The sequence below is a fragment of the Paraburkholderia sp. BL10I2N1 genome, from assembly GCF_004361815.1.
Lineage (GTDB): Bacteria > Pseudomonadota > Gammaproteobacteria > Burkholderiales > Burkholderiaceae > Paraburkholderia.
Genome location: NZ_SNWA01000002.1, coordinates 788,849 through 813,340 on the forward strand (window position 1 = coordinate 788,849; position 24,492 = coordinate 813,340).

20 protein-coding genes and 3 pseudogenes are annotated in these 24,492 nt (G+C 62.1%); 11 read left to right on the plus strand and 12 right to left on the minus strand.

The annotated features are described in order from the left end of the window. The first annotated feature begins 10 nt into the window (after positions 1 to 10). Positions 11 to 376 (plus strand): response regulator, encoded by a 366-nt coding sequence (locus B0G77_RS25560; RefSeq protein ID WP_133664819.1) that lies wholly within the window; start codon positions 11 to 13, stop codon positions 374 to 376. On the opposite strand, the pseudogene B0G77_RS25565 reads toward B0G77_RS25560, so the two are convergent. Next, positions 357 to 860: pseudogene (locus B0G77_RS25565) on the minus strand (methyl-accepting chemotaxis protein); the annotation flags it as partial. The gene B0G77_RS25560 and the pseudogene B0G77_RS25565 sit on opposite strands and share 20 nt — an antisense overlap. 341 nt (positions 861 to 1,201) lie before the next feature. Between B0G77_RS25565 and tssD the strand changes: the two are divergent. From tssD to B0G77_RS45605, 3 genes are all read left to right on the plus strand, one after another. After that, on the plus strand, positions 1,202 to 1,687 hold the full coding sequence (gene tssD, locus B0G77_RS25570; RefSeq protein ID WP_133664821.1) for a type VI secretion system tube protein TssD: 486 nt from the start codon (positions 1,202 to 1,204) through the stop codon (positions 1,685 to 1,687). A gap of 13 nt (positions 1,688 to 1,700) precedes the next feature. Next, positions 1,701 to 2,219, plus strand: a complete 519-nt coding sequence (locus B0G77_RS25575; RefSeq protein ID WP_133664822.1) for a DUF2778 domain-containing protein — start codon at positions 1,701 to 1,703, stop codon at positions 2,217 to 2,219. Between the two features lie 100 nt (positions 2,220 to 2,319). Continuing rightward, positions 2,320 to 2,460: a hypothetical protein gene (locus B0G77_RS45605; RefSeq protein WP_347814188.1), complete on the plus strand. Its 141-nt coding sequence runs from the start codon at positions 2,320 to 2,322 to the stop codon at positions 2,458 to 2,460. A gap of 162 nt (positions 2,461 to 2,622) precedes the next feature. On the opposite strand, the pseudogene B0G77_RS25585 reads toward B0G77_RS45605, so the two are convergent. Continuing rightward, a pseudogene (locus B0G77_RS25585) lies at positions 2,623 to 3,672 on the minus strand (HAMP domain-containing protein); the annotation flags it as partial. A 167-nt stretch (positions 3,673 to 3,839) separates the two neighbouring features. Between B0G77_RS25585 and B0G77_RS25590 the strand changes: the two are divergent. The 4 genes from B0G77_RS25590 to B0G77_RS25605 all read left to right on the plus strand — a co-directional run bounded on the left by B0G77_RS25590 (position 3,840) and on the right by B0G77_RS25605 (position 8,253). Continuing rightward, positions 3,840 to 4,211, plus strand: coding sequence for a hypothetical protein (locus B0G77_RS25590; RefSeq protein WP_243751207.1), 372 nt, complete (start codon positions 3,840 to 3,842; stop codon positions 4,209 to 4,211). A gap of 80 nt (positions 4,212 to 4,291) precedes the next feature. Next, positions 4,292 to 6,406: a phospholipase C, phosphocholine-specific gene (locus B0G77_RS25595; RefSeq protein ID WP_133664825.1), complete on the plus strand. Its 2,115-nt coding sequence runs from the start codon at positions 4,292 to 4,294 to the stop codon at positions 6,404 to 6,406. A 266-nt stretch (positions 6,407 to 6,672) separates the two neighbouring features. Then, positions 6,673 to 7,251, plus strand: a complete 579-nt coding sequence (locus B0G77_RS25600) for a hypothetical protein (protein ID WP_133664826.1) — start codon at positions 6,673 to 6,675, stop codon at positions 7,249 to 7,251. A 96-nt stretch (positions 7,252 to 7,347) separates the two neighbouring features. Then, positions 7,348 to 8,253, plus strand: a complete 906-nt coding sequence (locus B0G77_RS25605) for a cation transporter (protein ID WP_133664827.1) — start codon at positions 7,348 to 7,350, stop codon at positions 8,251 to 8,253. A gap of 18 nt (positions 8,254 to 8,271) precedes the next feature. Here B0G77_RS25605 and B0G77_RS25610 read toward each other — a convergent pair whose 3' ends face one another. From B0G77_RS25610 to B0G77_RS25630, 5 genes are all read right to left on the minus strand, one after another. Next, positions 8,272 to 9,741 (minus strand): heavy metal sensor histidine kinase, encoded by a 1,470-nt coding sequence (locus tag B0G77_RS25610; protein ID WP_133664828.1) that lies wholly within the window; start codon positions 9,739 to 9,741, stop codon positions 8,272 to 8,274. Continuing rightward, a complete protein-coding gene (locus tag B0G77_RS25615; protein ID WP_133664829.1) occupies positions 9,738 to 10,424 on the minus strand; it encodes a heavy metal response regulator transcription factor in 687 nt (228 codons plus the stop codon). The genes B0G77_RS25610 and B0G77_RS25615 overlap by 4 nt, the downstream gene beginning before the upstream one ends. Before the next feature lie 86 nt (positions 10,425 to 10,510). After that, complete coding sequence (locus tag B0G77_RS25620) at positions 10,511 to 12,037, minus strand: efflux transporter outer membrane subunit (protein WP_166656345.1); 1,527 nt, start codon at positions 12,035 to 12,037, stop codon at positions 10,511 to 10,513. A 5-nt stretch (positions 12,038 to 12,042) separates the two neighbouring features. Beyond that, positions 12,043 to 13,266 (minus strand): efflux RND transporter periplasmic adaptor subunit, encoded by a 1,224-nt coding sequence (locus B0G77_RS25625; RefSeq protein WP_133664830.1) that lies wholly within the window; start codon positions 13,264 to 13,266, stop codon positions 12,043 to 12,045. 20 nt (positions 13,267 to 13,286) lie between these two features. Continuing rightward, complete coding sequence (locus B0G77_RS25630) at positions 13,287 to 16,526, minus strand: efflux RND transporter permease subunit (protein WP_243751208.1); 3,240 nt, start codon at positions 16,524 to 16,526, stop codon at positions 13,287 to 13,289. A 528-nt stretch (positions 16,527 to 17,054) separates the two neighbouring features. Here B0G77_RS25630 and B0G77_RS25635 point away from each other — a divergent pair. Next, positions 17,055 to 17,942 (plus strand): annotated as a pseudogene (locus B0G77_RS25635) (LysR family transcriptional regulator); the annotation flags it as partial. Positions 17,943 to 18,086: 144 nt separating this feature from the next. Here the strand turns inward: B0G77_RS25635 and B0G77_RS25640 are convergent. The 3 genes from B0G77_RS25640 to B0G77_RS25650 all read right to left on the minus strand — a co-directional run bounded on the left by B0G77_RS25640 (position 18,087) and on the right by B0G77_RS25650 (position 20,085). Then, a complete protein-coding gene (locus B0G77_RS25640; RefSeq protein ID WP_133664832.1) occupies positions 18,087 to 18,512 on the minus strand; it encodes a RidA family protein in 426 nt (141 codons plus the stop codon). Between the two features lie 270 nt (positions 18,513 to 18,782). Then, entirely contained in the window at positions 18,783 to 19,031 is a 249-nt protein-coding gene (locus B0G77_RS25645) for a hypothetical protein (protein ID WP_133664833.1), read from the minus strand. 184 nt (positions 19,032 to 19,215) lie between these two features. Continuing rightward, complete coding sequence (locus tag B0G77_RS25650; protein WP_133664834.1) at positions 19,216 to 20,085, minus strand: LysR family transcriptional regulator; 870 nt, start codon at positions 20,083 to 20,085, stop codon at positions 19,216 to 19,218. Between the two features lie 103 nt (positions 20,086 to 20,188). Here B0G77_RS25650 and B0G77_RS25655 point away from each other — a divergent pair, with 103 nt between their 5' ends. Together B0G77_RS25655 and B0G77_RS25660 are read left to right on the plus strand one after the other, a co-directional pair. Then, positions 20,189 to 21,184 carry a zinc-dependent alcohol dehydrogenase family protein gene (locus tag B0G77_RS25655; protein WP_133664835.1) on the plus strand — a complete coding sequence of 332 codons (996 nt, stop codon included), beginning with the start codon at positions 20,189 to 20,191 and terminating at the stop codon, positions 21,182 to 21,184. A 112-nt stretch (positions 21,185 to 21,296) separates the two neighbouring features. Further along, complete coding sequence (locus tag B0G77_RS25660) at positions 21,297 to 22,829, plus strand: methyl-accepting chemotaxis protein (RefSeq protein ID WP_133664836.1); 1,533 nt, start codon at positions 21,297 to 21,299, stop codon at positions 22,827 to 22,829. Positions 22,830 to 22,889: 60 nt separating this feature from the next. Here B0G77_RS25660 and B0G77_RS25665 read toward each other — a convergent pair whose 3' ends face one another. Together B0G77_RS25665 and B0G77_RS25670 are read right to left on the minus strand one after the other, a co-directional pair. Then, positions 22,890 to 23,240, minus strand: coding sequence for a DUF4148 domain-containing protein (locus B0G77_RS25665; protein ID WP_133664837.1), 351 nt, complete (start codon positions 23,238 to 23,240; stop codon positions 22,890 to 22,892). A 376-nt stretch (positions 23,241 to 23,616) separates the two neighbouring features. Next, entirely contained in the window at positions 23,617 to 24,174 is a 558-nt protein-coding gene (locus B0G77_RS25670) for a DUF4142 domain-containing protein (protein WP_133664838.1), read from the minus strand. Positions 24,175 to 24,492: the final 318 nt, after the last annotated feature.

Genomic DNA, 24,492 nt, shown 5'->3' on the forward strand with positions numbered 1-24,492 from the left:
GGAAAAGAAAATGGCGAAAATTCTGGTTGTAGATGATTCCAGCACCGTGCGCGACGAGGTCGCCGGCTTCCTGCGAAAGAATGGCCTTGACGTCGATACCGCTGTCGACGGCAAGGACGGGCTGAGCAAGCTGAAGATGAGCCCCGGTATCAAGCTCGTGATCAGCGACGTCAACATGCCCAACATGGACGGTTTGACGATGGTGGAAAAGATTCGCGGGGAGCTGGCGAACAACGCAGTCAACGTGGTGATGCTCACGACCGAAAGCAGTCCGGCAATGAAGGAAAGAGGCAAGGCGGCGGGCGTCAAAGGCTGGATCGTCAAGCCGTTCAAGGGCGACGCCGTGCTGGAAGCGTTCAAGAAAATGGCCAGCTAGGCGGGCTTTTGCGGGCACGAACGGGTATCACGAGCATCGATGGCAACGCACGGGTGGACGGCGTCACCGCGCGCCTGATTGGGCCGCGCGTGCTGTGCGTGCTGTACGTATAGGCCGCACCGTCAGCGGTGTCGTTGATGCGAAACACCGCGACCGCTTCCCGCAACGCAGTCGCCTGCTCGGCCATCGACTGCGCAGCCGCCGACGCATGCTCGACGAGCGCCGCATTCTGCTGCGTCACTTCGTCCATCTGGCCGACCGCCATGTTCACCTCTTCGATGCCGGTGGTCTGCTCGTCGGAAGCCGATGAAATTTCAGCCACGATCACCGTCACCTGCTGCACCGACTGAACGATCTCCGCGATGATCCCGCCTGCGCCGTGCACCAGCTCGTTGCCAGTATCGACGCGGCTCGCCGACTGCTCGATCAACGCCTTGATTTCCTTCGCGGGGCCGGCGCTGCGCTGCGCGAGCGTGCGCACCTCACGAAGCCCGCGCGGCCCGGACCGGACGAAGACACGCTTGACGGCAATGAACCGGACTACGGCGCACATTGCTTCGTATGCGAGGCGTCGCCGTGCGTGATCGGCGTCAAGAACGGGCGCGTGGTCTGTCGCTTGACCTTCCCGACGACTAACCGGCGACGACGCCGACGAACGAACGCCCCGACATGCGGGGCGTTTTTTGCTTTGAATCTAATATTTTGCAAACTACTGTTAAATATCAGATTTCTTATTCAAATTGCATTGCCGATGCATTGCAAATCCAAATGACATCGGGTACAAGCGGTAATTCACATTAACCTTTCTGAAGGGGCGTTTTCGATATGCCGATTCCCGCACATATGTGGCTTAAAGATGATGGTGGCGCAGACATCAAAGGCTCGTCAACCGTTCAGGATCGCGAAGGAAGCGTTGAAATTATCAGCTTTGGACACGGTGTGAATCTGCCGGTTGATGCTGCTAACGGCAAGATCACCGGGGCGCGTGCGCACTCGCCGGTTGCGTTCGAAAAGGAGTTCGATGCGGCGACACCTTATCTTTACAAGGCCGTGGCGAAGGGGCAAACGCTGCAATCGGCTGAGATCAAGTGGTATCGCATCAACGATGCGGGGAAAGAGGAAGTGTATTTCGTGATGCTGCTCGAAGGCGTAAAGGTCTGCGGCATCAATCCCGGCATGGCTAATAGCAGGCTGGCGCAGGCGTCCGCTCCCAATCACGTTGAATCGGTCTCCATGATGTACGACCGCATCACGTGGCACTATCTCGACGGCAATATCAAATACACAGACTCATGGACTGAGCGCGGATAAGCGGGGGGTGACAATGGCTGTTACCGGCAAGTTCATTATCGATAACCAATGGCTGGCACCACTGACAATCTTTGGCGTCGGCACATTCAACGCATATTCGGGAAACGCACAATATCGCAATCGGGGCGGCTGCACGGCGGTGCCGGAAAACGGCCCGCTTCCCGCTGGCAAGTACTGGATCGTCCCGCGCCCTACTGGCGGCGTGCGCTCTGCGGTAGAAACGTGGTTAAAAGATGAGTTCAATCACTACTCGTCGCGCCCGACCGATCACAGTGAATGGTTTGCACTGTATCGTGATGATGGAAAAATAGACGATTACACATGGATCGACGGCGTGCGGCGTGGAAACTTCAGGTTGCATCCGGCTGGCGGTCGCGGTCTCTCACTTGGCTGCATCACGCTGCCGAGCCGCACCGATTTCCTGAGAATCCGGACGGCGCTGCTGCACACAAAGACTATCCCTGTTCGCAATTCGGCGCTTAACGCATATGGATCGATTGAGGTCGTCACGCATGGCAACACCTGTCCGTAGGGTGCTTAAGGTCCTGCTGTTTATAGGTCTGTACCTCCTGTCATTCCGCTTTGTCCGCCCGTACGACGATGGGTGGACACAGTCCGAGATGCGCGCATGGATGCACGCTTCGGAGGTGCTAGGTATCCGCGATCCGGAAAACCTGTATATCGGCCTATGGATGACTATTGAACTGATCGTGGCAGTAGGTGCCTATGTTGCGATCGTCAAGCTATGGCGGCACTACCGGACGAAGCCATAGGCGCACGCGAACAGACGCCCCGCTGGGGCGTTTTCTTTTGCCCGTGCTGCCGTGCTACGCCACGACGAACCGTTATAGCGCAAAGGGTGTTTTATTGGGGGGCTGGCGTAGTGCCGTGTCCCGCTGTGCGTTGCCCCGTATAGCTTTGAGGACTTGACTTCGGATGGTGGTCCGAAACGCGATACTTTCGATGACGCCGATAATCTCGCCGACTCTCGACGAGCTTTCCGAAATACCCGCCATCGTTTCGACCACGCGCCCCATCACATCGCCACCGCGCGCGGCCGTTTCGGAGGCGGTGCCCGCGAGCGCCGACGCGTGCCGGGCGTTGCCCGCGTTCTGCCGCACCGTGCTGGTCAGTTCCTCCATGCTGGCTGCGGTTTCTTCGAGCGATGCCGCCTGCTCTTCGGTCCGTGCCGACAGGCTCAGATTGCCAGCCGCGATCTCCGAACTCGCGGTCGCCACCCCTTCGGCATTGCGCCGCACATTGCTGACCACACTCGACAGACTCGTCTGCATATCCTTCAGCGCGGCGAGCAGGTCCGCGATCTCGTCCGAACCTGTCGCGTGAAACTCGGTCGTCAGGTTGCCGAGCGCGACGGTGCGCGCGACAGCCAGCGCCCGATTGAGCGGCCGCGTGATCGAGCGGCTGAACATGACCGCCCCACCCAGCCCCGCACTGAACGCCACCAGCATCAGCACGATACTGATCGCCGAAGCCTGCCTCGCGTCAGCAGCCGCTTTCGTCGACACGGCCGCGCTCGTTGCCGCGATTGCCTGCGCGGCCTGCGCCAGCAAGCGCGCCGGTTCGCGATCGACGCCCGCGACAGCGGTGTCGCCGGCCGTGGGATCGAAAGCCGCGGCCTTGAAGGCTTCAAAACCCTTTCGATAGCCGACGCCCATTGTCGAATACGCAGCCGCGAACTGCTCCACCAGCGCACGGCTTTTGCCATCGTCGAGCTTCGTCAGCAGCGCGCGGGTCTGGTCGTCGACGGAGCGCTCCTGCTGCTCGAAAGCGGCCCATCCGTGTTCGAGTTTCGCCGGGTCCTTGCCGCGCAACAGGATGTCCTTCCACTCCTGAACCTGCAGCTTGAAGGTCACCAGCACGCTGGAGACTGCCCGCTCGTTTGCGACGTTGTCGCGAACCACGGTGTTGTATTCGGTAATCGAGCGGTTCAGCGAATAGAGCCCATACATTGCGCCGGCGAACATCAAATGAATCGCTACCCAAATATTGAGTTGCGGCCGTTGATCCGATCGACACGCATGCTCCTTACCTTCTCTTCACAAATATTACACAGCTCGCCAGATATCCTTCCGCGTCAATGAGCCGGACGTCTGCACACGCCGGCATTCCCCACGTCAGGCGGGAGGCTTTCATGTTCGTCAGGTTCACGCGGCACCGGGCGCCGGGACGCAAACGTTTAACCTCTGCGCCCGAATGTCGGACCGGCGTGCTCTCGACGGCATTGCTCGCCGCATCGTGTTGCATGTTCGTCGGTGCCTGTAGCGACGACGACAAGGCCACCGCCCCGGCAAGCGCCGTTCAGGCGCAGGACAGCTCCGCGTCGGATGCGTCAGGTGCATCGGTCGACGCGCCGAACGCGCTGCCCGCTGCCGCCCTCGCGATCCAGACACCGGCGCACGCCACCGACCCGTCCTCTTACGCGGCGACCGCGCAGGCCACTGCGCAACCTGGTAAGGCCGCATCCGGCAGTCTCGCTCCACCCGTGATTCACACCGTAGATTGAGTTCGACCGAGCCGCGCCCCGGTACCGTGCCTGCGGGCACCCGTCGCGCCTGTTTCTTTTCCTGACGACCGACCCTCCACATGACCTCGAACAAAAACCGCCGTGACTTTCTGCGTACCGCCGCCCACGTGGCAGGATCCGCCACCGCCTTGAGCATGCTGCCGGCCGGGATCCGCAGCGCGCTGGCGATCCCTGCGAACAACTCGACCGGCAGCATCCGCGACGTTGAACACATCGTGATCCTGATGCAGGAAAACCGCTCCTTCGACCACTATTTCGGCACGCTCAAAGGTGTGCGCGGGTTCGGCGACACGCGCACGATCTCGCTGCCCAATGGCAAGCCCGTCTGGTATCAACCGCAGGGTGTTGAACCAGGCTATGTGCTGCCGTTTCGCCCCAGTGCACCCAACCTCGGCTTGCAGTTCCTGCAGGATCTCGCCCACGACTGGAGCAGCACGCACTTCGCCTGGAACGGAGGCCGCTACGACCAGTGGGTGCCCGCGAAAGGCGCGACCACGATGGCCTATCTGACGCGCGACGACATCCCGTTCCACTACCAGCTTGCCGACGCGTTCACCATCTGCGACGCGTACCACTGCTCGATCATGGGTCCGACCGATCCGAACCGCTACTACATGTGGACGGGCTGGGTGGGCAACGACGGAAACGGCGGCGGCCCGGTGATCGACAACGCCGAGCTCGGTTACGGTTGGTCGACGTATCCGGAAGTCCTGCAGAATGCGGGCATCTCGTGGAAGATCTATCAGGATGCCGGCACCGGCCTCGACGCCAACGGCTCGTGGGGCTGGACGCAAAACGCCTACATCGGCAACTACGGCGACAACTCGCTGCTCTATTTCAACCAGTACCGCAACGCGCAGCCGGGTAATCCGCTCTACGACAATGCGCGCACGGGTACGAACGTCGCAAACGGTGGCACGTTCTTCGACATCCTGAAGCGCGACGTGCAGAACAACGCGTTGCCGCAGGTTTCGTGGATCGTGGCTCCCGAAGCCTATTCGGAACATCCGAACTGGCCGTCGAACTACGGCGCGTGGTATGTCGATCAGGTCCTGCAGGTCCTGACGTCGAATCCCGCCGTATGGAGCAAGACGGTGCTCCTCATCAACTTCGACGAGAACGACGGCTTCTTCGATCACATGGCGCCGCCGTTCGCGCCGGCAACGAGCGCCAACGGCCTTTCGACGGTCAGCATCAGCAACGAGATCTACCCGGGCGATGCGAAGAATCCGGCTGGACCGTACGGCTTCGGACCGCGCGTGCCGATGCTGGTGGTGTCGCCATGGTCGAAGGGCGGCTGGGTGTGCTCTGAGCTCTTCGATCACACGTCGGTTATCCGCTTCATCGAGAAGCGTTTCGGCGACCATCATGATCTGGGCGAATCGAACATCACGCCGTGGCGCCGCGCCATATCCGGCGACCTGACGTCCGCGTTCAATTTCACCAACCCCAACGATTCGATTCCTTCGCTGCCCAGCACGAATGCCTACGTGCCGCCGGACCAGCAACGCCATTCCGACTACGTGCCGCTGCCGCCGTCCGTGCAGGCGGTGCCGAAACAGGAAGCCGGCATGCGGCCAGCGCGCGCGCTGCCCTACGAGCTGTTCGTGCGCTTACGCGCCGAAGGCTCGCAAGGCAAGGTGTCGATACGCTTCGTCAACACAGGACGCGCCGGTGCGGTGTTTCTCGTCTATAAGGGCAACAGCGTGGACGCACCGCGCAGTTACACGGTCGAAGCGGGCAAGCGTCTTGAAGACCAGTTGCCGCTCGCCATCGACGGCAGCTATGACTTTACGGTGCACGGCCCGAACGGTTTCCTGCGGCGCTTCGCGGGCAAGCCGGCCGCGACCGGCTGGTGGGGCGGAGCCGACAAGGCGCGTCCGGAAGTGGCCGAAGGGTATGACGTGGCGAACGGCAATCTCCAGCTTCGCCTGGAAAATCCCGGCTCCGCGCGCTGCCAGTTCACCATCGTCAACGCCTACGATCCGGGCGCGACCATCACGCACGTCGTGCGCGGCGGTGACACCGACCCGCTCTACCTCGATCTGCGCAATGCCTATGGCTGGTACGACCTCACCGTGACGGTCGACTCCGACGCGAGTTTCGAACGCAGACTCGCCGGGCACGTCGAAACAGGCCGCGGCAGCATGAGCGATCCCGCACTCGGCCGGTAGAACGCGCAGGCGCGGCGACCCGGCTTCATTGCGCGGCGCCGCGCGCATGGCGGCGATAAGCGCGGCAGCGGGTTCATCGACCGCCGCCAGACCTTCGCTGGTCTGGCGGGCGGTCGCACCGTTGCCGGCTGCCTGTTCGCCGGATATCACCGGCAAGAAATATCTCGTAAGCAGATGCCGAAGTCATGCTTTTTTCGGCGCCTCCCCGAAACCTGGTCGGCCGATCATTCATTGCACGACAGAACCCATGTTCTACCGAGACCGCAATGAAGATCTCCCGCTATATCCTGCTCGCCGGCTTGCTGCTGGCGGACACGTCGGCGCACGCAACCAGCTTCGACTGCAACAAGGGCCACTCCGTTGCTGAAAGGCTGATCTGCCATAACGCCGACCTGTCGAAACTCGACGACCAGCTTGGCAAACTCTACTGGAAGGTAAGACGTGCCACGTCCAACCGCCGGTCATTCATTAACGACAGCGACAGCAAATGGGCATGGCGTGAAGCAAACTGCACCGACGAGGTATGTTTGACGGTCTGGTATTCCGGCCGCATCGAGGAATTGCAGCGACTGCTCGCCGATACCCAGCCGGGCGAAACGCCCCCGCCGCAGCCGCAAGGTCCCAACGCCGGCGCCACGCGCGCTCTCGCCGCGGGTGCGCCTTTGAGAGAAAAGAACCTCGTGCGTCAATGCACGGCAACCGATCTCGGCATGACCTGGCACGACCAGTGCGCGACGGTTCTGAAGCAGAACACCGGCTGGCGACGCCAGGCCCCCGATGACGGCTGGTTTTGCAGCATGGCAATGTTGGAACCCTCGCACGCCGCGCCTGATGCTTCGCAATGAATCCGGACCGCAGCCCTGAACACCAGGAGCCCTGACCTCGATATACTGCAGCCGTTGTCCCCTTACCGCATCTTTCTGCCAAGGGCGGCCCGGACCATGCAGGCAACAGAACTTGAACAGCGCATACTCAAACGATCGCTGCTTTGCACCCTGATGATTGCGGGCCTCGGGATTGCTGTGGGTATTCTCAGCGGTTCACTGTCGATTATCTTCGACGGGATGTTCTCCGCACTCGATGCGGCCATGTGCAGCTTGTCCCTGCTTGTGACCCGCCTGCTCGGTCAGCAGGCCAGCAAACGTTTCCAGCACGGCTTCTGGCATATCGAACCCCTGGTGCTCGCCTTCAATGGCAGCCTGCTGTCGGTGCTGTGCTTTTACGCGTTCGTCAATGCGGTCAAAGGCATGCTCGATGGCGGTCATGAACTGGAGTTCGGCTGGGCCATGTGCTATGCGGTGCTGGTCAGTATCTTCTGCTTCTTCATGTTCTTCAGACAGCGCAGGGTGAATCGCGCCATCGAGTCGGAACTGATCGGTCTCGATACCAAAAGCTGGCTGATGTCGGCCTGCGTCAGTTCGGCGCTGCTGCTCGCCTTTTCGATTGCGTGGATCCTCGAAGGCACGCGGTACGGTCATTTAACGCCGTATATCGACCCGGGCGTGCTCGCTCTCCTGACGCTCGTTCTGATCCCGATGCCAATCGGTGCGGTGATCGGCGCGGTCAAGGAAGTGCTGCTCATTACACCGGAGAGTCTGGACCGAACCGTGAGCGAGCTGATGCGGGGACTGACGGCAGACTATGGCTTTCTGTCGTACTCACACTACGCGACACGCGTGGGCAGAGGCCTCTTCGTCGAGGTTCATATCGTCCTGCCCGAAGCGATGGAACACGTCGGTATCCGTCAACTCGATCTGATCCGGGAAAAGATCTCACACGCGATCGGTGAGTCGGGCCCCGACCGCTGGCTGACTGTCGCGTTCACACGGGACCCGCGCTGGCTGTAACCGTTCGCCGCGCCAGCTTCAGCCCGCGCCTTCGCTTCGCGCGCTGCGATTCGCCGATGCGAGGTCCACCGACCCACGCCCATCGACGCCAGGCTTCGCGCTCGCATGCATACCCGGTGTGTCAGGCCGCGAAAGCGCGATCGAAAAGCCGAACGTGTTCACACCGGCCGCGCTGCTCGCGAATACCCTGCCACCGTGCATCTCCGCGACCGCCTTGACGATTGCAAGACCCAGCCCATGATTCTCGCGACTGTTGGTCCGCGATACTTCCGCCCTGAAGAAGCGATCGAACAGATGGTCCCGCACCGGTTGATCGATCGGGTCGCCCGGATTGGCAACCGCGATGCGCACGTGGTCCGCTTCTCGGGCAATGGTCACTGTAATCGTCGCGCCGCGTGCGCAATGCTGGATCGCGTTCATCACCAGATTCGTGCACGCGCGTCCGAACAGCGAGCGGTTCACCAGGCTGGTTGCGTCGCCATGCGAGACGGCGCGCACCCGTGCCTCCTCGAGCGGAATGTCGAGAAACTCCAACGTGCGCGCCACCTCGGCCGCGAGCGATACCTCGACGAGTTCCGTGGCCCGTTCGCCCTGATCGGCGCGCGCGAGGAACAGCATGTCGTTGATGATCGTACGCATGCGTTCGAACTCTTCGAGATTCGATTGCAGCGTGTGGCGCAGATCTTCGACAGAACGGTTACGCGTCAACGCCACCTCGGTCTGCCCGATCAGGATCGTCACGGGGGTACGCAGTTCATGGGCGACATCGGCGTTGAACGATTCGAGGCGGCCATAGGCGGCATCCAGACGCTCCAGCGCGCCATTGAACGAATTGGCGAGATCGTTCAGCTCATGCGGCAACGATGTGGTGTTCAGGCGTTGCGAGCGGTTGTTCGGGCTGACCTCCGACGCGTCCTTCGTCAGCCGCCTGAGCGGTGCGAGACCGATTCTCGTCACCGAGTAGCTGAGCAGCAGCACGACGAGGCTGCCCACCGCCGACAGCGCGGCAAGTGCAAGGCCGAAGGCGCGCATCGTGCGCACATTGGGACTGTAGCTCGTGGCAACCTGCAGTTCCACGGCCGGGCGTACGCCATTCGCGGGTATCTTCAGCGTGCTGGTCAGCATGTCGTGCCCGTCGCCCGCGGCGCGTACCCGCGCATAGTTGTCCGGCCAGTTGTTGATGACCTGCCCGTCGACGGGATGGCCATAGCGAAACGACGGGTCTTCGCTCGACACCGAGTAGGTCGTTGTGCCGTCGCGCGGCGTCATGTCGGTGAGCTTCTCGCGCGCCATCTTCCATTTTTCTGGGGTGGTCGAGTGAGACACGATGATCTTCGCGATCTCCGTGCGGCCGTCGAGCGACTCACGCAGATGATGTTCGAGCTGCGAGCGCAACACGAAAAACAACCCGCTGCCCACCAGCGTAAAGACCGACAGCGCGACCAGCGCGAACATCAACGCGAGGCGGCGTGCAATGGACGGATTCATGGCAGTTCTGCTTCTTCGCGGACTTCGAGCACGTAGCCCATGCCACGTACGGTGTGCAGCAGTTTGACCTGAAACGGTCCGTCGAGCTTCGCGCGCAAACGCTTGATGGCGGTTTCGACCACGTTCGTATGGCTGTCGAAATTCACGTCCCACACGAGTTCGGTAATCGCCGCCTTCGACAGGATGTCGCCCTGGCGTCGCGCCAGTACGCTTAGCAACTGGAATTCCTTGGCGGTGAGATCGAGACGTACGCCATCGCGCGTCGCGCGGCGGCCGATCAGATCGACGAACAGGTCGCCAACCGAGATCAGCGTCGATTCCTGCGAACGTGTGCGCCGCGCCAGTGCATGCAGGCGCTCAACCAGTTCGAGGAACGAAAACGGTTTGGTCAGATAGTCGTCGGCGCCCTCGCGCAGACCGCGGACACGGTCGTTCACGTGGTCGCGCGCGGTGAGCATGATGACCGGCGTCGACTTGCGCATGCGCAACGCCTTGAGCACGCTGAAACCGTCCCGTTTGGGCAGCATCACATCCAGCACGATGACGTCGTAGTCGAACTCGGTTGCGAGGTACATGCCTTCTTCGCCGTCGAGCGCGACGTCGACCACCCACCCCTGCTCGGTCAGGCCGGAGCGCAGGTAGTCCACCACCTTGTGTTCGTCTTCAACGATCAGCAATTTCATTCGCGTCTCCCCGTCCCCTTACATTGGCATTATACGAAACGCTCATTTCTCCTCTTGCCACCTGCGCCCGGCCCGATCGCGTCAAATCACTGCGGCGGGTTCATTGGCCGCTGCTTTTCAGCGAGTTTCTCGGCAGGTTTGTCCATCAGCCTGTCCGAGACTTTGTCCGCAGCGGGCGCGCTCACATCCCAACCGCCGCCGAGCGCCTTCACCAGCGACACCGACAGCGTCAGCTGCTGGCCGCGAATCTGCACGTCCTGGCGCTCGCTCGTCAGCAGCGACTCCTGCGCGGTGATCACATTGAGGTAAGCAACGAGGCCCCCCGAATAGCGATCGTTGGCAAGCTCCAGCAGGCGCTGGGCGTCGGCCACCGCATCTTTCGACTGCTTCGCTGCGCCGTCCAGCACGGATAGCCCGGTGACGCCATCCTGCACCTGCTGGAAGGCATTCAGCACGGTCTGACGGTAATTCGCTTCGGCGGCCTTGTACCCTTCATTCGCGAAGTCCACATTTGCCGCTCGCTTGCCGCCGTCGAAGATGACCTGTCCGACGGCCGCGCCTAGCGTCCACATCAGGTTGGGCGCGCTGAAGAGACTCGCCAGTTGCGTGCTTTCCCAGCCAATGCCCGGCGTCAGCGTCAGGCTTGGAAAAAAGGCGGCCTTCGCGACGCCGATCTGCGCGTTTGCCGCAGCCATCGCGCGTTCTGCCGAGGCGATATCCGGGCGACGCTGCAGGACATCACTCGGCACACCAAGTGGGATGGATGGAACGCCTGTGTCCGTCAATTTCGGCTCGATCGCAAATTGCGGGGCCGGTACGCCCACCAGTGCGGCAATGGCATGCTCGAACTGCGCGCGCTGGTTGAGCAGCAACTGCGCCTGCACACGCGTCGCGTCGAGTTGCGATTTCTGCTGCAGCACGTCGAGTCCCGACACCGCGCCCAGATCGTGCTCGGAAGTCACGTAATCGAGCGCTTTCTGCTGCAGCGTCACGGACCTGTTCAGCACGTCGATCTCGGCGTCGAGTTCGCGCATCGCGAAATAGTCGGTGGCGAGATCGGTGGTCAACACGAGACGCGCGTTGGCCAGATCGTCGGCCGACTGTTCCTCGGACGCCCTGGCTCCCTCCACCTCGCGACGGATCCGGCCAAACAGATCGGTGTCGTAGTCGATGGTCGGGCCGATCTGAACATTGTTCTGTACGGTCGACTGGGTCGGCACGCCGTAGTTGGTGAGCGGCCGGTTCTGGGAGATCCTGAAGCGCTCCGCCGAGCCTGCCAGATCGACCTCCGGCAACTGTTGCCCGCGGGTATTCGCAAGGGTCGCCCGTGCCTGGGCATAGTGCGCGCTCGCCGCGACGAGCGTCTGGTTCTGCGCAAGCGCCTGGCCTTCGAGCGAAGCCAGCAACGGGTCGTTGAAGACTTGCCACCAGTCGGGCGCAAGCGGCGCGTGCGACGGTTCGGCCAGCCGCCAGTACGAATCGGTATGCCACGTCGGCGGCGCGTCGGCCTGCGGCTGATGATAATCCGGACCTACCGTACAGGCCGCCAGCAGCACGACGCCCAGCACCGCGGCGATGGACGCTGGCGCTGCCTCCACCGTGCATCGACGCAGCCGCTTCACGACGCCCCCTTGCCGGCCTTCCCGGGCTGCGCAAGTTGTACGTGATCGCCATCCGCGATCGAATCGCTCGGGTTGATGATGACCTTGTCGCCAGGCTCGATGCCGTTTTCGATTTCAAGCGATTGCCCAAGGTCCTGAGCGATCACGATCTTGCGCAGATGCACTGTGCCCTGTGCATCGACAACCGCGAGCCGCGGCCCCTCCGCGCGAAACAGCAACGTATTGCCAGGCACCATCATCTGTGCGTGAGCGACGGCCGGCACCGCGACCTGCACATACGCGCCGGGCCGCAGCTTGCCGTCGGGGTTCGGCAGCGTCACTTCGATCTGCAGCGAACGGGTCGGTACGTCGATCGCACCGGAGATATGCGTGATCGTGCCGTGGAATTGCTGACCGGGCAATTCGGCCTGGGTCACGACGACTTCCATGCCATCCGTCACGTTTTGCGCATACGCCTGCGGCAATTGCACATACACCCGCAACGGGTCCGACTGCGCAAGCGCAAAAAGCGCGCGGCTCGTCCCGCTGCCCGCATCGATCAGATCGCCGACATCGACGTTGCGCTGCGTCACCACGCCCGCAAACGGCGCGAGGATACGCTTGAACGATTCGAGTTGCCGCAGGCGCTGCACGTTCGCATCGGCCGCTGCGAGATTCGCGAGATCCTGCGAGTACGTGCTCTGCCGTTCATCGAGTTCCTGCTGCGAAACCGCATCGCGCTGACGCAACTGCTGCCAGCGTTCCAGCGAACTCTTTGCGAGGCCCAGGCTCGAGTTGATCTGCTCGCGTTGCGCGACGGCCTGGGCGAGTTCCTGATCGATTTCAGGTGTGTCCAGATCGGCAAGCAACTGGCCCTGCTTCACGCGTGCGCCAATATCGACATACCAGTGCAGCAGATAACCCGTCGCGCGCGCATAGATCGGCGACTCGACATTGCCGCGCAACGTGCCGGGCAGCAGCGTGTTGCCGCCCCCCTCGGTCTGCGTGGGCGACACCACTTCGACATACTGCTTCGCGTTCTGCAAGGTCGTCTCCGCTACCGAGCGGCTTTGCATGACGTCCGCGATCACGGTGCGCAACGCGCCCAGCGCGAGCAGCGCCAGCACGATCCAGATGGCGATCTTCGCGCGCTTCCATTCGCGATGGCGTGGCGGCAATGCATGGCCAACCTCGGTATCTCTCGCGGGTATCGCCAGCGATGCATGAGTTTTTTCGGTCATCTCAGTCAACCATCAATAGCTTATGCGGGTTTGCCGTCGCCGGCGGAACTGCCGCCCGACGGGCCATGGGGATCATCGTGCCGGTTCGTTCCGCCTGTCCCGCCATGACCCTCGTCACCGCCGCGGCGACGAGCCAGCCGGTTGTGGATACCAGCGAATACGAGCGGTACGAAGAACAGCGTCGAAACCGTCGCGAACAGCAGGCCGCCGATCACCGCGCGGCCAAGCGGCGCGTTCTGCTCGGCGCCTTCACCGAGACCCAGCGCCATCGGAATCATGCCGATGATCATGGCGAAGGCGGTCATCAGCACCGGGCGGATGCGGCTCGCGCCTGCTTCGAGCGCCGCGGTCAACGGCGGCGTGCCGGCCGCGAGACGCTGACGCGCGAACGCCACCATCAGAATGCTGTTCGCGGTTGCGACGCCCATCGTCATGATCGCGCCGGTGAGCGCCGGCACGCTCAGGTGCGTGCCGGTGAGGAACAGCATCCAGACGATGCCCGCCAACGCCGCGGGCAGCGCGCTGACGATGATGAGCGGATCGACCCACGACTGGAAGTTCACGACGATGAGCAGATACACCAGCACGATCGCCATCGCCACGCCGACGCCGAGCCCGAAGAACGAAGACCGCATCGTCTGCACCTGGCCGCGCACGACGATCTGGCTGCCACGCGGCAGCGACAGGCGGGTCTGCTCCACCAGCTTGTTGACCTGTGCCGCGACACTGCCCAGATCGGTCCGCTCGACGCCCACATACAGATCGATCACCGGCCGGATGTTGTAGTGCGTGACGACCGCGAACTGGCTTTGTGGTGCGACCCGCACCAGATTGCCCAGCAGTTGCGTCGGCCCGTTGATCGAACCTGACACCGGTGTGCGCAACAGTTCGTCGATCGACGACACCTGGTATTGCGGCGTCTGCACGGCGACGCTGTACTCGACGCCATTGCGGTTGTTGAACCAGAAACCAGGCGACGTCTGCGAGCTGCCCGACAGTGAAATCAGCACGTTCTGCGCCACATTGCTCGCGCTCAGGTTCAGCTGCTGGAGGCGGGTGCGGTCCATATCCAGACTGATGACGGGCTCATCGAGCTTCTGCTGGATGTGCGTGTCGACCGCGCCCGGAATCATCCGCACCTCTTTCATGAGCTTGCGCGCCAAGTCGAAATTGCCCTGCTGGTCCTGCCCGGTGATCTGCACATCCACGGCGGCAGGCAAGCCGAAATTCAGGATCTGGGTCACGATGTCCGCAGGCTGGAAGAAAAATTCCACGCCTGGGAAGCGCTGCGGCAACAGTGCGCGCAGCTTGTCGATATAGCGTTGAGAAGGCTTGTGGTCTTCGTTCAGTGCAATCTGGATTTCGCCGTCAAGGGTGCCGATCGTGCCCGCGTTGCTATAGGACAGGTTGATCCCGCTATACGGCAAGCCGAGGTTGTCGAGTATCGTGCCCAGTTCCTTCGCGGGCACGACCGTGCGGATCACTTTCTCCACCTCATCGGCGAGACGCGCCGTTTCCTCGATCCGTGTACCGGTCGGCGCACGCATATGCAGGCGGATATCGCCGGCATCGACGCTCGGAAAGAAGTCTTCGCCGAGCACGAACGTGAGTCCCATCGACAACACGCAAAAGCCGAGAAAGACACCCGCAAAGAGCCGCCGGCGCACCAGAAGACTGCTCAGAATCACGATGTACGTGGCCCGCATCCGCTCGAAGCCGGCATCGAAGCGGTGATAGAGCCGCATGAACGGATTGGGCTTCGCGTTCGCCTGCGGCTTGTGCGCATGGCCCATCAGCAGCATCGCGAGCGTCGGTACCAGCGTGCGCGACAACACGTATGACGCGAGCATCGCGAACACCACCGCCTCGGCGAGCGGCACGAACAGATAGCGCGCCACGCCGGTCAGAAAGAACATCGGGACGAACACGATACAGATGCACAGCGTGGACACGAGGGCCGGCACCGCGATCTCGCCGGCGCCTTCGAGAATCGCCTGATGCAGGTCCGTGCCCATATGCAGGTGGCGCTCGATGTTTTCGATCGTCACCGTCGCGTCGTCGACCAGAATCCCCACCGCCAGCGCGAGGCCGCCCAGGGTCATGATGTTGATGGTCTGTCCCAGCGCATGCAGCGCGATCAGCGATGTCAGGATCGACAGCGGAATCGATATCGCGATGATGCAGGTGCTGCGCCAGTTGCCGAGGAACAGCAGAATCATCGCCGCCGTCAGCGCAGCGGCGATCAACGCTTCGCGCACCACGCCCTGCACCGCCGCCTTCACGAAGATCGACTGGTCGAAGAGCGCCGTAATCTTCAGGTCGGGCGGGAGCGCCGCGCTTGCTTCGGGCAACAACGCGTGCAACGTATTGACGACCGACAGCGTGGACGCGCTGCCGTTCTTGAGCACTGAAATCAGCACGCCGCGATGGCCGTCCTGATGCACGATATTCGTTTGCGGAGAGAAGCCGTCCCGCACATGCGCGACTTCCCGCAGGTAAGTCGTCGCTCCATTCACGGTGCGCACCGGAATGTCGTTCAGCCCCACCACGGTGGGCGGCGAACCGTTCATGTTGATCGCGTATTCCTTCGGCCCTATCTTCGCCGTGCCAGTGGGCAGAATCAGGTTCTGCGCGTTGAACGCGCTGACTACGTCGGACGGCGTCAGGCCCTTCGCAAGCAGCGCGCGGGTGTCGAGGTCGACCGAGATCAGGCGCGATTTGCCACCGTACGGATAAGGGACCTGCGCGCCGGGAATCGTCACCAGTTGCGGGCGAAGGAAGTTGAGCGCGGTATCGTTGAGCGCCTGCTCGGAGAGCTTCGGGCTCGACAGGCCGAGCTGGATCACCGGAATGCTGGAGGCCGAATAGCTGATCACGAGCGGCGGCGTCGCGCCGGGCGGCATCTGCTTCAGTTGCGCCTGCTCGACCGCGACCGTCTGCGCGATGGCCGTCTGGATGTTCGCGTTCGGCTGCAGAAACAGCTTGATGATCGAGATGCCGGCAAGCGACTGCGATTCGATGTGCTCGATGTCGTTGACGGTCGTGGTCAGGCTACGCTCGTTGACCGACGTGATACGGTTGGCCATGTCCTCGGCGGACAGCCCTGTGTAATTCCAGATGATGCTGACGACGGGAATGTTGATTTCCGGCAACACGTCGACTGGCGTCGTCAGCAGGACAAACGGCGTGGCCAGGAGGATCAGGATGGCCATCACGATGAACGTGTATGGCCGCTTTAGCGCAACGTTGACAATCCACATTGAAACGTGCCCGAAAAGGATGCAGACGACGATGCTGGATCGTCGTGACGAAAGTTGCGCGCCGTGCTTCCTGCGAACCCGGCGCAGAGATTGCACGGACGAACCTGCCCTGGGCGCAACGCGCCACGAGATAGAAAAACCGCCAGCGTCAATGCTAGCGGGTCAGCACCAACGGGTAGATGACGCGAAAATGGCGAAACTGCCATAAATGACGACGCCCGACGACAACCTCGACGACAACGCCGTCCCGCTTCGAGCCGCGCGCCGCCGGACCGGCGCTGTCAACCCACCTGACAAATCGGCCATCTTCCGGTCAGCATGAGGTCATGGGCGCAGGCCTAGACTGCAGGCGTCCGTCGCGAAGGTCAGGCTGGTGGTTAGGGCAAATCTGTCTGGGTAACAAGAGGCAGTTCTCCGTGCAAGCACCAGAGCCCTGCGCCGTGGCTCGCCAGCCAGGCCAGCGACGAACCAGGGGTCGGCCACCGGTCGCCCCTGCCCGTTTCAAGGCAATGCCCTCCGGAGCCGTCCATGGATCATCTCCTTTCGATGCGCGTATTCATCAAGGTCGCGGAGTTGCGCGGATTCGCGCGCGCCGCGAATGCGGTGGGGATTTCGAGCACCGTCGCAACTCGCTACGTTGCGGACCTCGAAAGCCGCCTCGGCACGCGGCTGCTCAACCGCACAACCCGCAGCGTGTCGGTGACCGAGTCGGGTCAGGCCTATCTCGAACGGGTTCGCCAGGTGCTCGGTGAACTCGAGGATATCGAGCGGATGGTGGTCGCCCGCAATCACGAACCCGTTGGCAGACTACGTATCGTCGCGCCGGTTGTGTTCGGGCTGCACAAGCTCGCCCCCGTGCTGCACACCTACGCGCAGCGCTACCCGAAAGTCATCCCCGATGTCACGCTCGTCGATCATCAGGCCGATCTCGTCGATGAAGGCTTCGATGTCGGCATCGTAATTGCGCGGCAGATGCGCAGCGCCACCGTCGTCACCCGGCGTCTCACCACGTCTTCCATGTTTGTTTGCGCAACGTCCGCGTATCTTGCGGAACACGGCACGCCGACGCACCCCGAGCATCTGCTGGAGCACCCGTGCCTGAGCCTCGCGTCAGGGTACTGGGGCGACGAAGGCGTGTTCAGAGGACTGGAGGGCGAGGTTCGGGTGCGTCCGACAAACCTGATCATCACGAACAACACCGAGATGCTGCGTCAGTTCGCGTTGCTCGATATGGGTATCGCGATCCTGCCCGGCTATCTGATTGACGACGATCTGACGAGCGGGCGCCTCGTGCCTCTGCTCGGCCACTATCGTTTGCCGCAGGTCGAGATCAACGTCGCCTATCCGAGCCGCCGTCATTTGCCGGTCAAGGTACGCACGTTCGTCGATCACATGGTTCAACACTTCGCGACGCCACAGCGCGTCACGCCAGCCGGGTCGCATGAAAGGCTCGACGAACTTGCCGGTTCCGCGGCCTGATGCCGTAGCTAACGGCGGCCATGCGAGGAACAAGTTATACGGTGGCGGAGGTTCGAAGGGAGGTCCCTGCCTGTGCAATACTCAACCCGTCGCTGATTCAGGATGCCGAAACCTTGTCCGGGGGATTTCGGCAATCGCGGCAATTTCGATCATCAGGTCAGGGTGGTACAAGCGTTCGACCTGAACCGTCGTGGTAACCGGATAGGGCGCGACGAAGAACGCCTTTCGGATATCCGCAGCGGCCATGAACTGCTCGATATCGGTCGCATAGTGCACGGCGGAGATCACGTCTGCCATCTGGCCGCCCATGGCCGCCAAAACGTCACGAATGTTCTCCAAAACCTGATGCACCTGCGCACGCATATCGTTGCTGCCAACCACATGACCGTGCCGGTCGAGCGACACCTGGCCTTTCAGGTGAACGATCTGGCCATCACCCTGAATCATGGCCATCGAGAACGCCCCGAATGGCGGCCAGAGGCCTGGTGGATTGGTTGCAATCGCCATGTGTGAACCCCGTAGACGGATTTGTTGTGCAGATTATGCACCGTCATGATTCACGGATTAGCGAGGCTGGGAGGTTGTGTCGTTCACGATCATTGTCAGCCGCCGGACGCTATGGCCCGCGACAGGCAACGCCCGCCGCTGATCCTGTAGGGAGGCCTGCTTCGTGTCTGCTCTGGAAGTCAGCAATGAAAGCGGACGCGGTCACCCAAAGACTGGACGTTCGAATTGCTACGCGTTGCGTAGCCGATTATCGGGAATCTTCCTGGATGCCTAGTCGCGCGCGATCAGATTGCCTACGCGTCCGTGCCCAGTCACGAGGCAGCTCGACAGGAAATTTTCGCCCTGCACACTGGATGCAGTCTCTCCGAATCCTTTCCCCAACGCGTCCAGTTTGACCAGTTCCGCGCCCTTCTGGCACGTAATCGTTCCGCTTTCGCCGGCTTGCGCGTGCACCATCGCCCGATCCGCAATCAGATACGCAAGGAGCGCAAATACGGCAATATTAAATAAGCGTCTCATGATTTCGTCTCCTCTTGCGAGCAAGACTATCGCGAACCGCTTGATGCACGATGCCAGGGCTTTCCCGAGCATTTCGCGTTCACGTACACAGTGCGATCAGGCACGATCTGTTAGCGTTTCGCGCATCGGCGCGTGATGACTCTTGCCGCTGGCCTGCAATCGAAGGACGCGCGTCGAATACCGATCACGTGTCGGCCAGCGCTTCGATCGTCACATCAAGAAGGGCACGCAGCCGCCCGAGCCGCCGCAGATCGCGGTGATAACCGAGCCAGACATCGCGGCCCGGCGGCGCTTCGCCCAGATCGATGCGTCGCAGGCCCGGCGTCGTATCGCCCAGCGGACACGGCAGCACCGCGAATCCGCCGCCCTCCGCACACATGCGCGCCTGCGCACCACGATTGTTGCTGCCAAAAGCAACGCGCGCCTTTGGCAACATCCGCTTGAGCCACGTGACGTCGGGCAGCGCATCAAACGCGCTGTCCATGCTGACGAGCGTCTGGCCTGCACCATCGCCCGCATCCGGAGCCACGCAATCGACCGGCCCATACAGCGCATAGTCGATGTGCATCAGCTTGCGCTGAATGACATCGGGTTCGTCGAACGGCGTAATGCGGAACACCAGGTCGGCCTCGCGGCGCGCAAGGTTGTACCGGCGTGCATCGGTGACGAGTTCCACCGATACCTGCCGGTGCCTGTCGAGAAATCGCGCGAACACCGGCGTCAGAACGTGGATGCCGAACCAGTCCGACGACGATACGCGCAACAGCCCGCTCAGTTGCTGCTCCTTGCCGGCAAGCGCACGGGAAAAACCGAGCGCTTCTTCCTCCATCCGCTCGGCGTAGTTCAGGACGGCTGCGCCCTCCCCGGTCAGCACAAAACCATCGCTCGTGCGCTGAAACAACTCATGTCCGACCGCCGCTTCGAGCGCGCGCAGGCGCCGCCCCATCGTCGGCTGAGTCTGGCCGGTCAGCCTTGCCGCCGCGCCCAGCGTGCCGCTCCGGGCAATCGCCAGAAACACGCGGACGTCGCTCCAGTCCATCATGGAATCATTCATTTACGTTTGACAGTCGTGCAATAACGTTGATCTTCATGCCAATTTGCATGGTCTATTATGCCCTCCATCGCACCCGTTCAAAGCCAATACAAAGGAACCCGTCATGGATATGCAAGCCCTCGTGCTGAACCGGTACAACGGCCCCCTCGAACTCACCAGCCTGTCGCGGCCGGAGCCGTCGCGCGGCGAGGTCCTCGTGCGTATCGTCGCGAGCGGGCTGAATCCGCTCGACACCAAGATGCGCGCCGGCAGCGCGGCGCATGCGAAGCATCCGTTGCCGCTGGTGTTGGGCATCGACATGGCGGGCTTCGTCGAAGCGGTGGGCCAGGACGTCAGCACGTTCAAGGTTGGCGACGAAGTGTATGGAATGACCGGCGGCGTCGGCGGCATTCAGGGATCGCTGGCGCAATACGCGGCGGTCGACGCAGACCTGCTCGCGCTGAAGCCCTCTAACCTCTCGATGCGCGAAGCCGCCGCGCTGCCGCTCGCCTTCATTACTTCGTATTCCGGCATCGTCGATCGTGCGCACCTGCAGTCCGGGCAAACCGTGCTCGTGCAGGGCGGCGCAGGCGGCGTCGGACACGTATCGGTGCAGCTGGCGCACGCGCTCGGCGCAACCGTCTTCGCGACTGCCAGCACGCGCGATCAGGCATTCATCGAGCGCCTCGGTGCCACGCCGATCGACTACCGCGCGCAGACGGTGGAACAGTACGTCGATTCAGCCACGCAAGGCGAAGGTTTCGACCTCGTGGTCGACACGGTCGGCGGTGCGACGCTGGATGCATCGTTCGCTGCGGTCAGGCACTTCGGCCATGTCGTCAGCGCGCTCGGCTGGGGAACACATGCCCTCGCGCCCCTGTCGTTTCGTGAAGCCACCTACTCAGGGGTATTCACCCTGTATCCGCTGTTGAGCGGCAAACACCGCGCTCATCACGGCGAAATGCTGCGCGAGGCAACACGTCTTGCGGAGGAAGGCAAACTTTCGCCGAGACTGGACCCGCGCCGTTTCGATCTGCGCTCGGCAGAACTCGCCTACGATGCGCTAATCGAGGGTAGCCAGGGCAACCTGCAAGGAAGGATCGTGGTGGACGTGGCTTGATGCCGGTACGTCCCACCTGTCATCTGAAGCAACGTTCTCGCGGGCGCTAAAGATTGGCGGCGGCTGGCCGTTATTTGAACCAGATAGTTAAACCGCACCAGCCGCCCCAACGATGAAAATTTCCACCCGACTCATTTTGCTGGTTGCGACAGCGTTGCTAGGCATGGCATGCGTGGTCGCCACCGCGCTGTATTCACTGGACAGTTCCCTGACCGCGAGCCGTCGCGGGCAGATCGTCAATCTGCTGACCAAGGCGGAGCACCTCGTCCAATACTACCGGGGCCTCGAAGCCAGCGGCAAACTGAGCCGCGAAGAGGCCCAGGCAGAAGCAAAGCGGGCGCTGAGCGCCCTGAACGCCGACAGGAAAAGCTACTTCTGGGCAACGACACAGGACGGCTTGAACCTCGTCCACCCGAACCCCGACCTCGTGGGCACGAAAACCGCTGGCAATCGAACCACCAGCGGCCTCACCGACACGCAAGCCTATCAGCGCGGACTGGCGAGCGACCACATCGCGCTGGTCGACGTTCTCATCAGGCCCGCGCAGGATGCACCGCTCGTCGCCAAGCTGCAGGGCTTGGTGGCAATCCCGGAATGGAAATGGTGGATCGGCACCGGCTTCTTCTACGACGACATCAACGCGGCCTACTGGAAGCTGGCCACGACGCTCCTCACCATCTCCGTGGCGATCTTCGCGGCGGTCTGCGGGATGGCGTGGTTCATGACGCGTAGCGTGCGCCATGCGCTCGGCGGCGAGCCGGCCGATGCAGGCGCCTTCGCTGCGCAGATCGCCGCAGGAAACCTCGCCGCCGATATTGCTGTGGCGGCGTCGGACCGCTCCAGCCTGATCTACGCCCTTCACGAGATGAAGCTGAAGTTGCGCGAGCTCGTGCAAGGCATTCAGCAGTCAAGCGAATCGATTGCAACGGGTTCGAGCGAAATCGCCCAGGGCAACACCGACCTGTCGCAGCGGACTGAAGAGCAGGCAGCCTCGCTCGAGGAAACGGCGTCCAGCATGGAGCAGCTCACGGCGACCGTTCAGCAGAACACCGACAACGCCCGTCAGGCGAGTCAGCTTGCAGTCCAGGCGTCGGCGGCGACTGAGCGCGGTGGCGCAGCGGTCGAGCAGGTCATCGGCACGATGCAGGGTATCGCCGGAGAATCGCGCAAGATCGGCCAGATCATCAACGTGATCGAAGGGATCGCATTCCAGACCAACATTCTCGCGCTCAATGCCGCCGTCGAAGCCGCTCGCGCGGGCGACGAGGGGCGCGGCTTTGCGGTCGTCGCCGGCGAAGTGCGTTCGCTCGCGCAGCGCAGTGCCGCGGCGGCGAAAGACATCAAGACGTTGATCGAGACGTCCGTGTCGCGCGTCGATGAAGGCACCGGACAGGTCGCCGTGGCCGGTGAACGTATGCGTGAAATCGTTCACTCGATCAAACGCGTGAGCGACATCATGGGCGAGATCGCGGCGGCGTCGATCGAGCAGAGCACCGGCATCGAGCAGGTCAATCGGGCGGTTTCGCAGATGGATGAAGTGACCCAGCAGAACGCGGCGCTGGTCGAGCAGGCGGCAGCCGCCGCTGCATCGCTCGATGAGCAGGCTGCGCGCCTGCGCGGGACCGTATCGGTGTTTCGTCTTTGAGTGTGATATTCGTCACGATCGTGCAGGGCCGCGCTGATAACGCCGCCCTGCGCATCCGGATCAACGATGCGAGTAGAACGAATTCGGCATGACATTGTGTGGCAACGATGCCGGCTGACCCGATTGTGATGAGCCAACCATCGCCGAACCGTACTCCGCGCCGCCGGCCGTCGCGTTGGCGTTCGCATTCGTGTTCATATGCGCGCTCGCGTCGGCATGCATACTATCCTGCGAGTTGTAATCGGGATAGTGCACCCGCGATTGATGCAGGACACCCTGCTGCTCGGCCTGAACGATCTCCGACTTGACCTGCGCGCGTGTAATGGGATCGTTACTTCCGGCCTGAGCAAACGAAATCGCCGGAGCGATCAATGCGGCGGCAACAGCAAGCGATGAGATGAAGTTTTTCATGTGTACTCTCCGTGAACGTGGACATGACCGCCGGCTTGTCCTGGCGGCATGGCGTTTGCACCGGCAGTCGCAATGCGCGCGGAGCGGCAAGTCGTGCGACGCAGATCGTCGAACGCAACAGGCTTTTCCAGCTTTGCCCTAAGGCTTAAGGACTGTCGATACTTGCGTACAGAATACGGAGCAGTGGCTTAACGGATGCTTAGATGAGCGTCTCTGTCTTTCGCCAGATGCGGTGAGTGTGTAACCGGATGTGAATGAGGCAAGCGCCGGGGTTGGACCACTGGCGAGATCGATCCTCGAAATGACGCAAGGCACATCACGCGCGGCACGCGATCCACCACGGATCGCCCGCCGCGCAGAGGTATGGTGCTCGCGCTTACTGCGCGCCCTCCGACAGATGCTTGCGTTTCGCGAGTTCCTGCGCCATTGCGTAATGCTCCTGCATTGTCGGTAATGCCTTGCGTGCTGCGTCCTTCAACTGGTCATTGCGCCCGCTGGCGATCTCCGCCTGAAATGCGGACAGCGACTTCTGCTCGTCGGCGAGCGCGACATTCTCGATATACGTCTTGTCGAATTCACCGCCAGCCAGGTTCCGGACGCTCTCGAGCACGGCGTTGTCTGGATCGTCCTTCGGCACTGCCACGCCATGAGGAATTGCTGCGCGAAGTTCGGTAGCGAGCATTGCGTTGTCGTTGGCGACCTTCTCTGCAAACGCCTTGACTTCACGGTCTTTCGAGCGGGACGTTGCAATCCGCGCAGCGTCACGTTGTGTCGAAACGGCCTTCGTGGCTTCGTTGATGAACGCCTGATCGTTACCGTGCAGCCTGACCTCTCCAGACGAGGGCTGTGCAGTCTGCGCGCTCGCCGCTGTCGTGACAACGAGCAGGCCAGTCGCAAGTGCGCCGAGCGTCGGGGCAATAGAAAAGCGGATCATAAGTTCTCCCTGGAGTAACAACAAAGAATGGCGCGGAGGGAAGACGGGTGAAGCGTCGCACGCAACACATGACGCTGGTTCGCGCGCGGTGCCGTGTATCCGGCACTGCGCGGCGCACCCGCCATCAGTCAGCGCGGGGGATTGTAGTATCGGCCAACACGACGAGGTGAAACGATGCCGCCGATTCTGTAACCGCTGGTAACACTACGGGATGCGTTCTTCGCGATCGGCCTTTCTCTCACCGCGCGCAGACGGGACATTCGACACTTCGACAAACGCAAGAGAAAGCTTGCGGAAAGAACGCCGAAAGCCCACGCA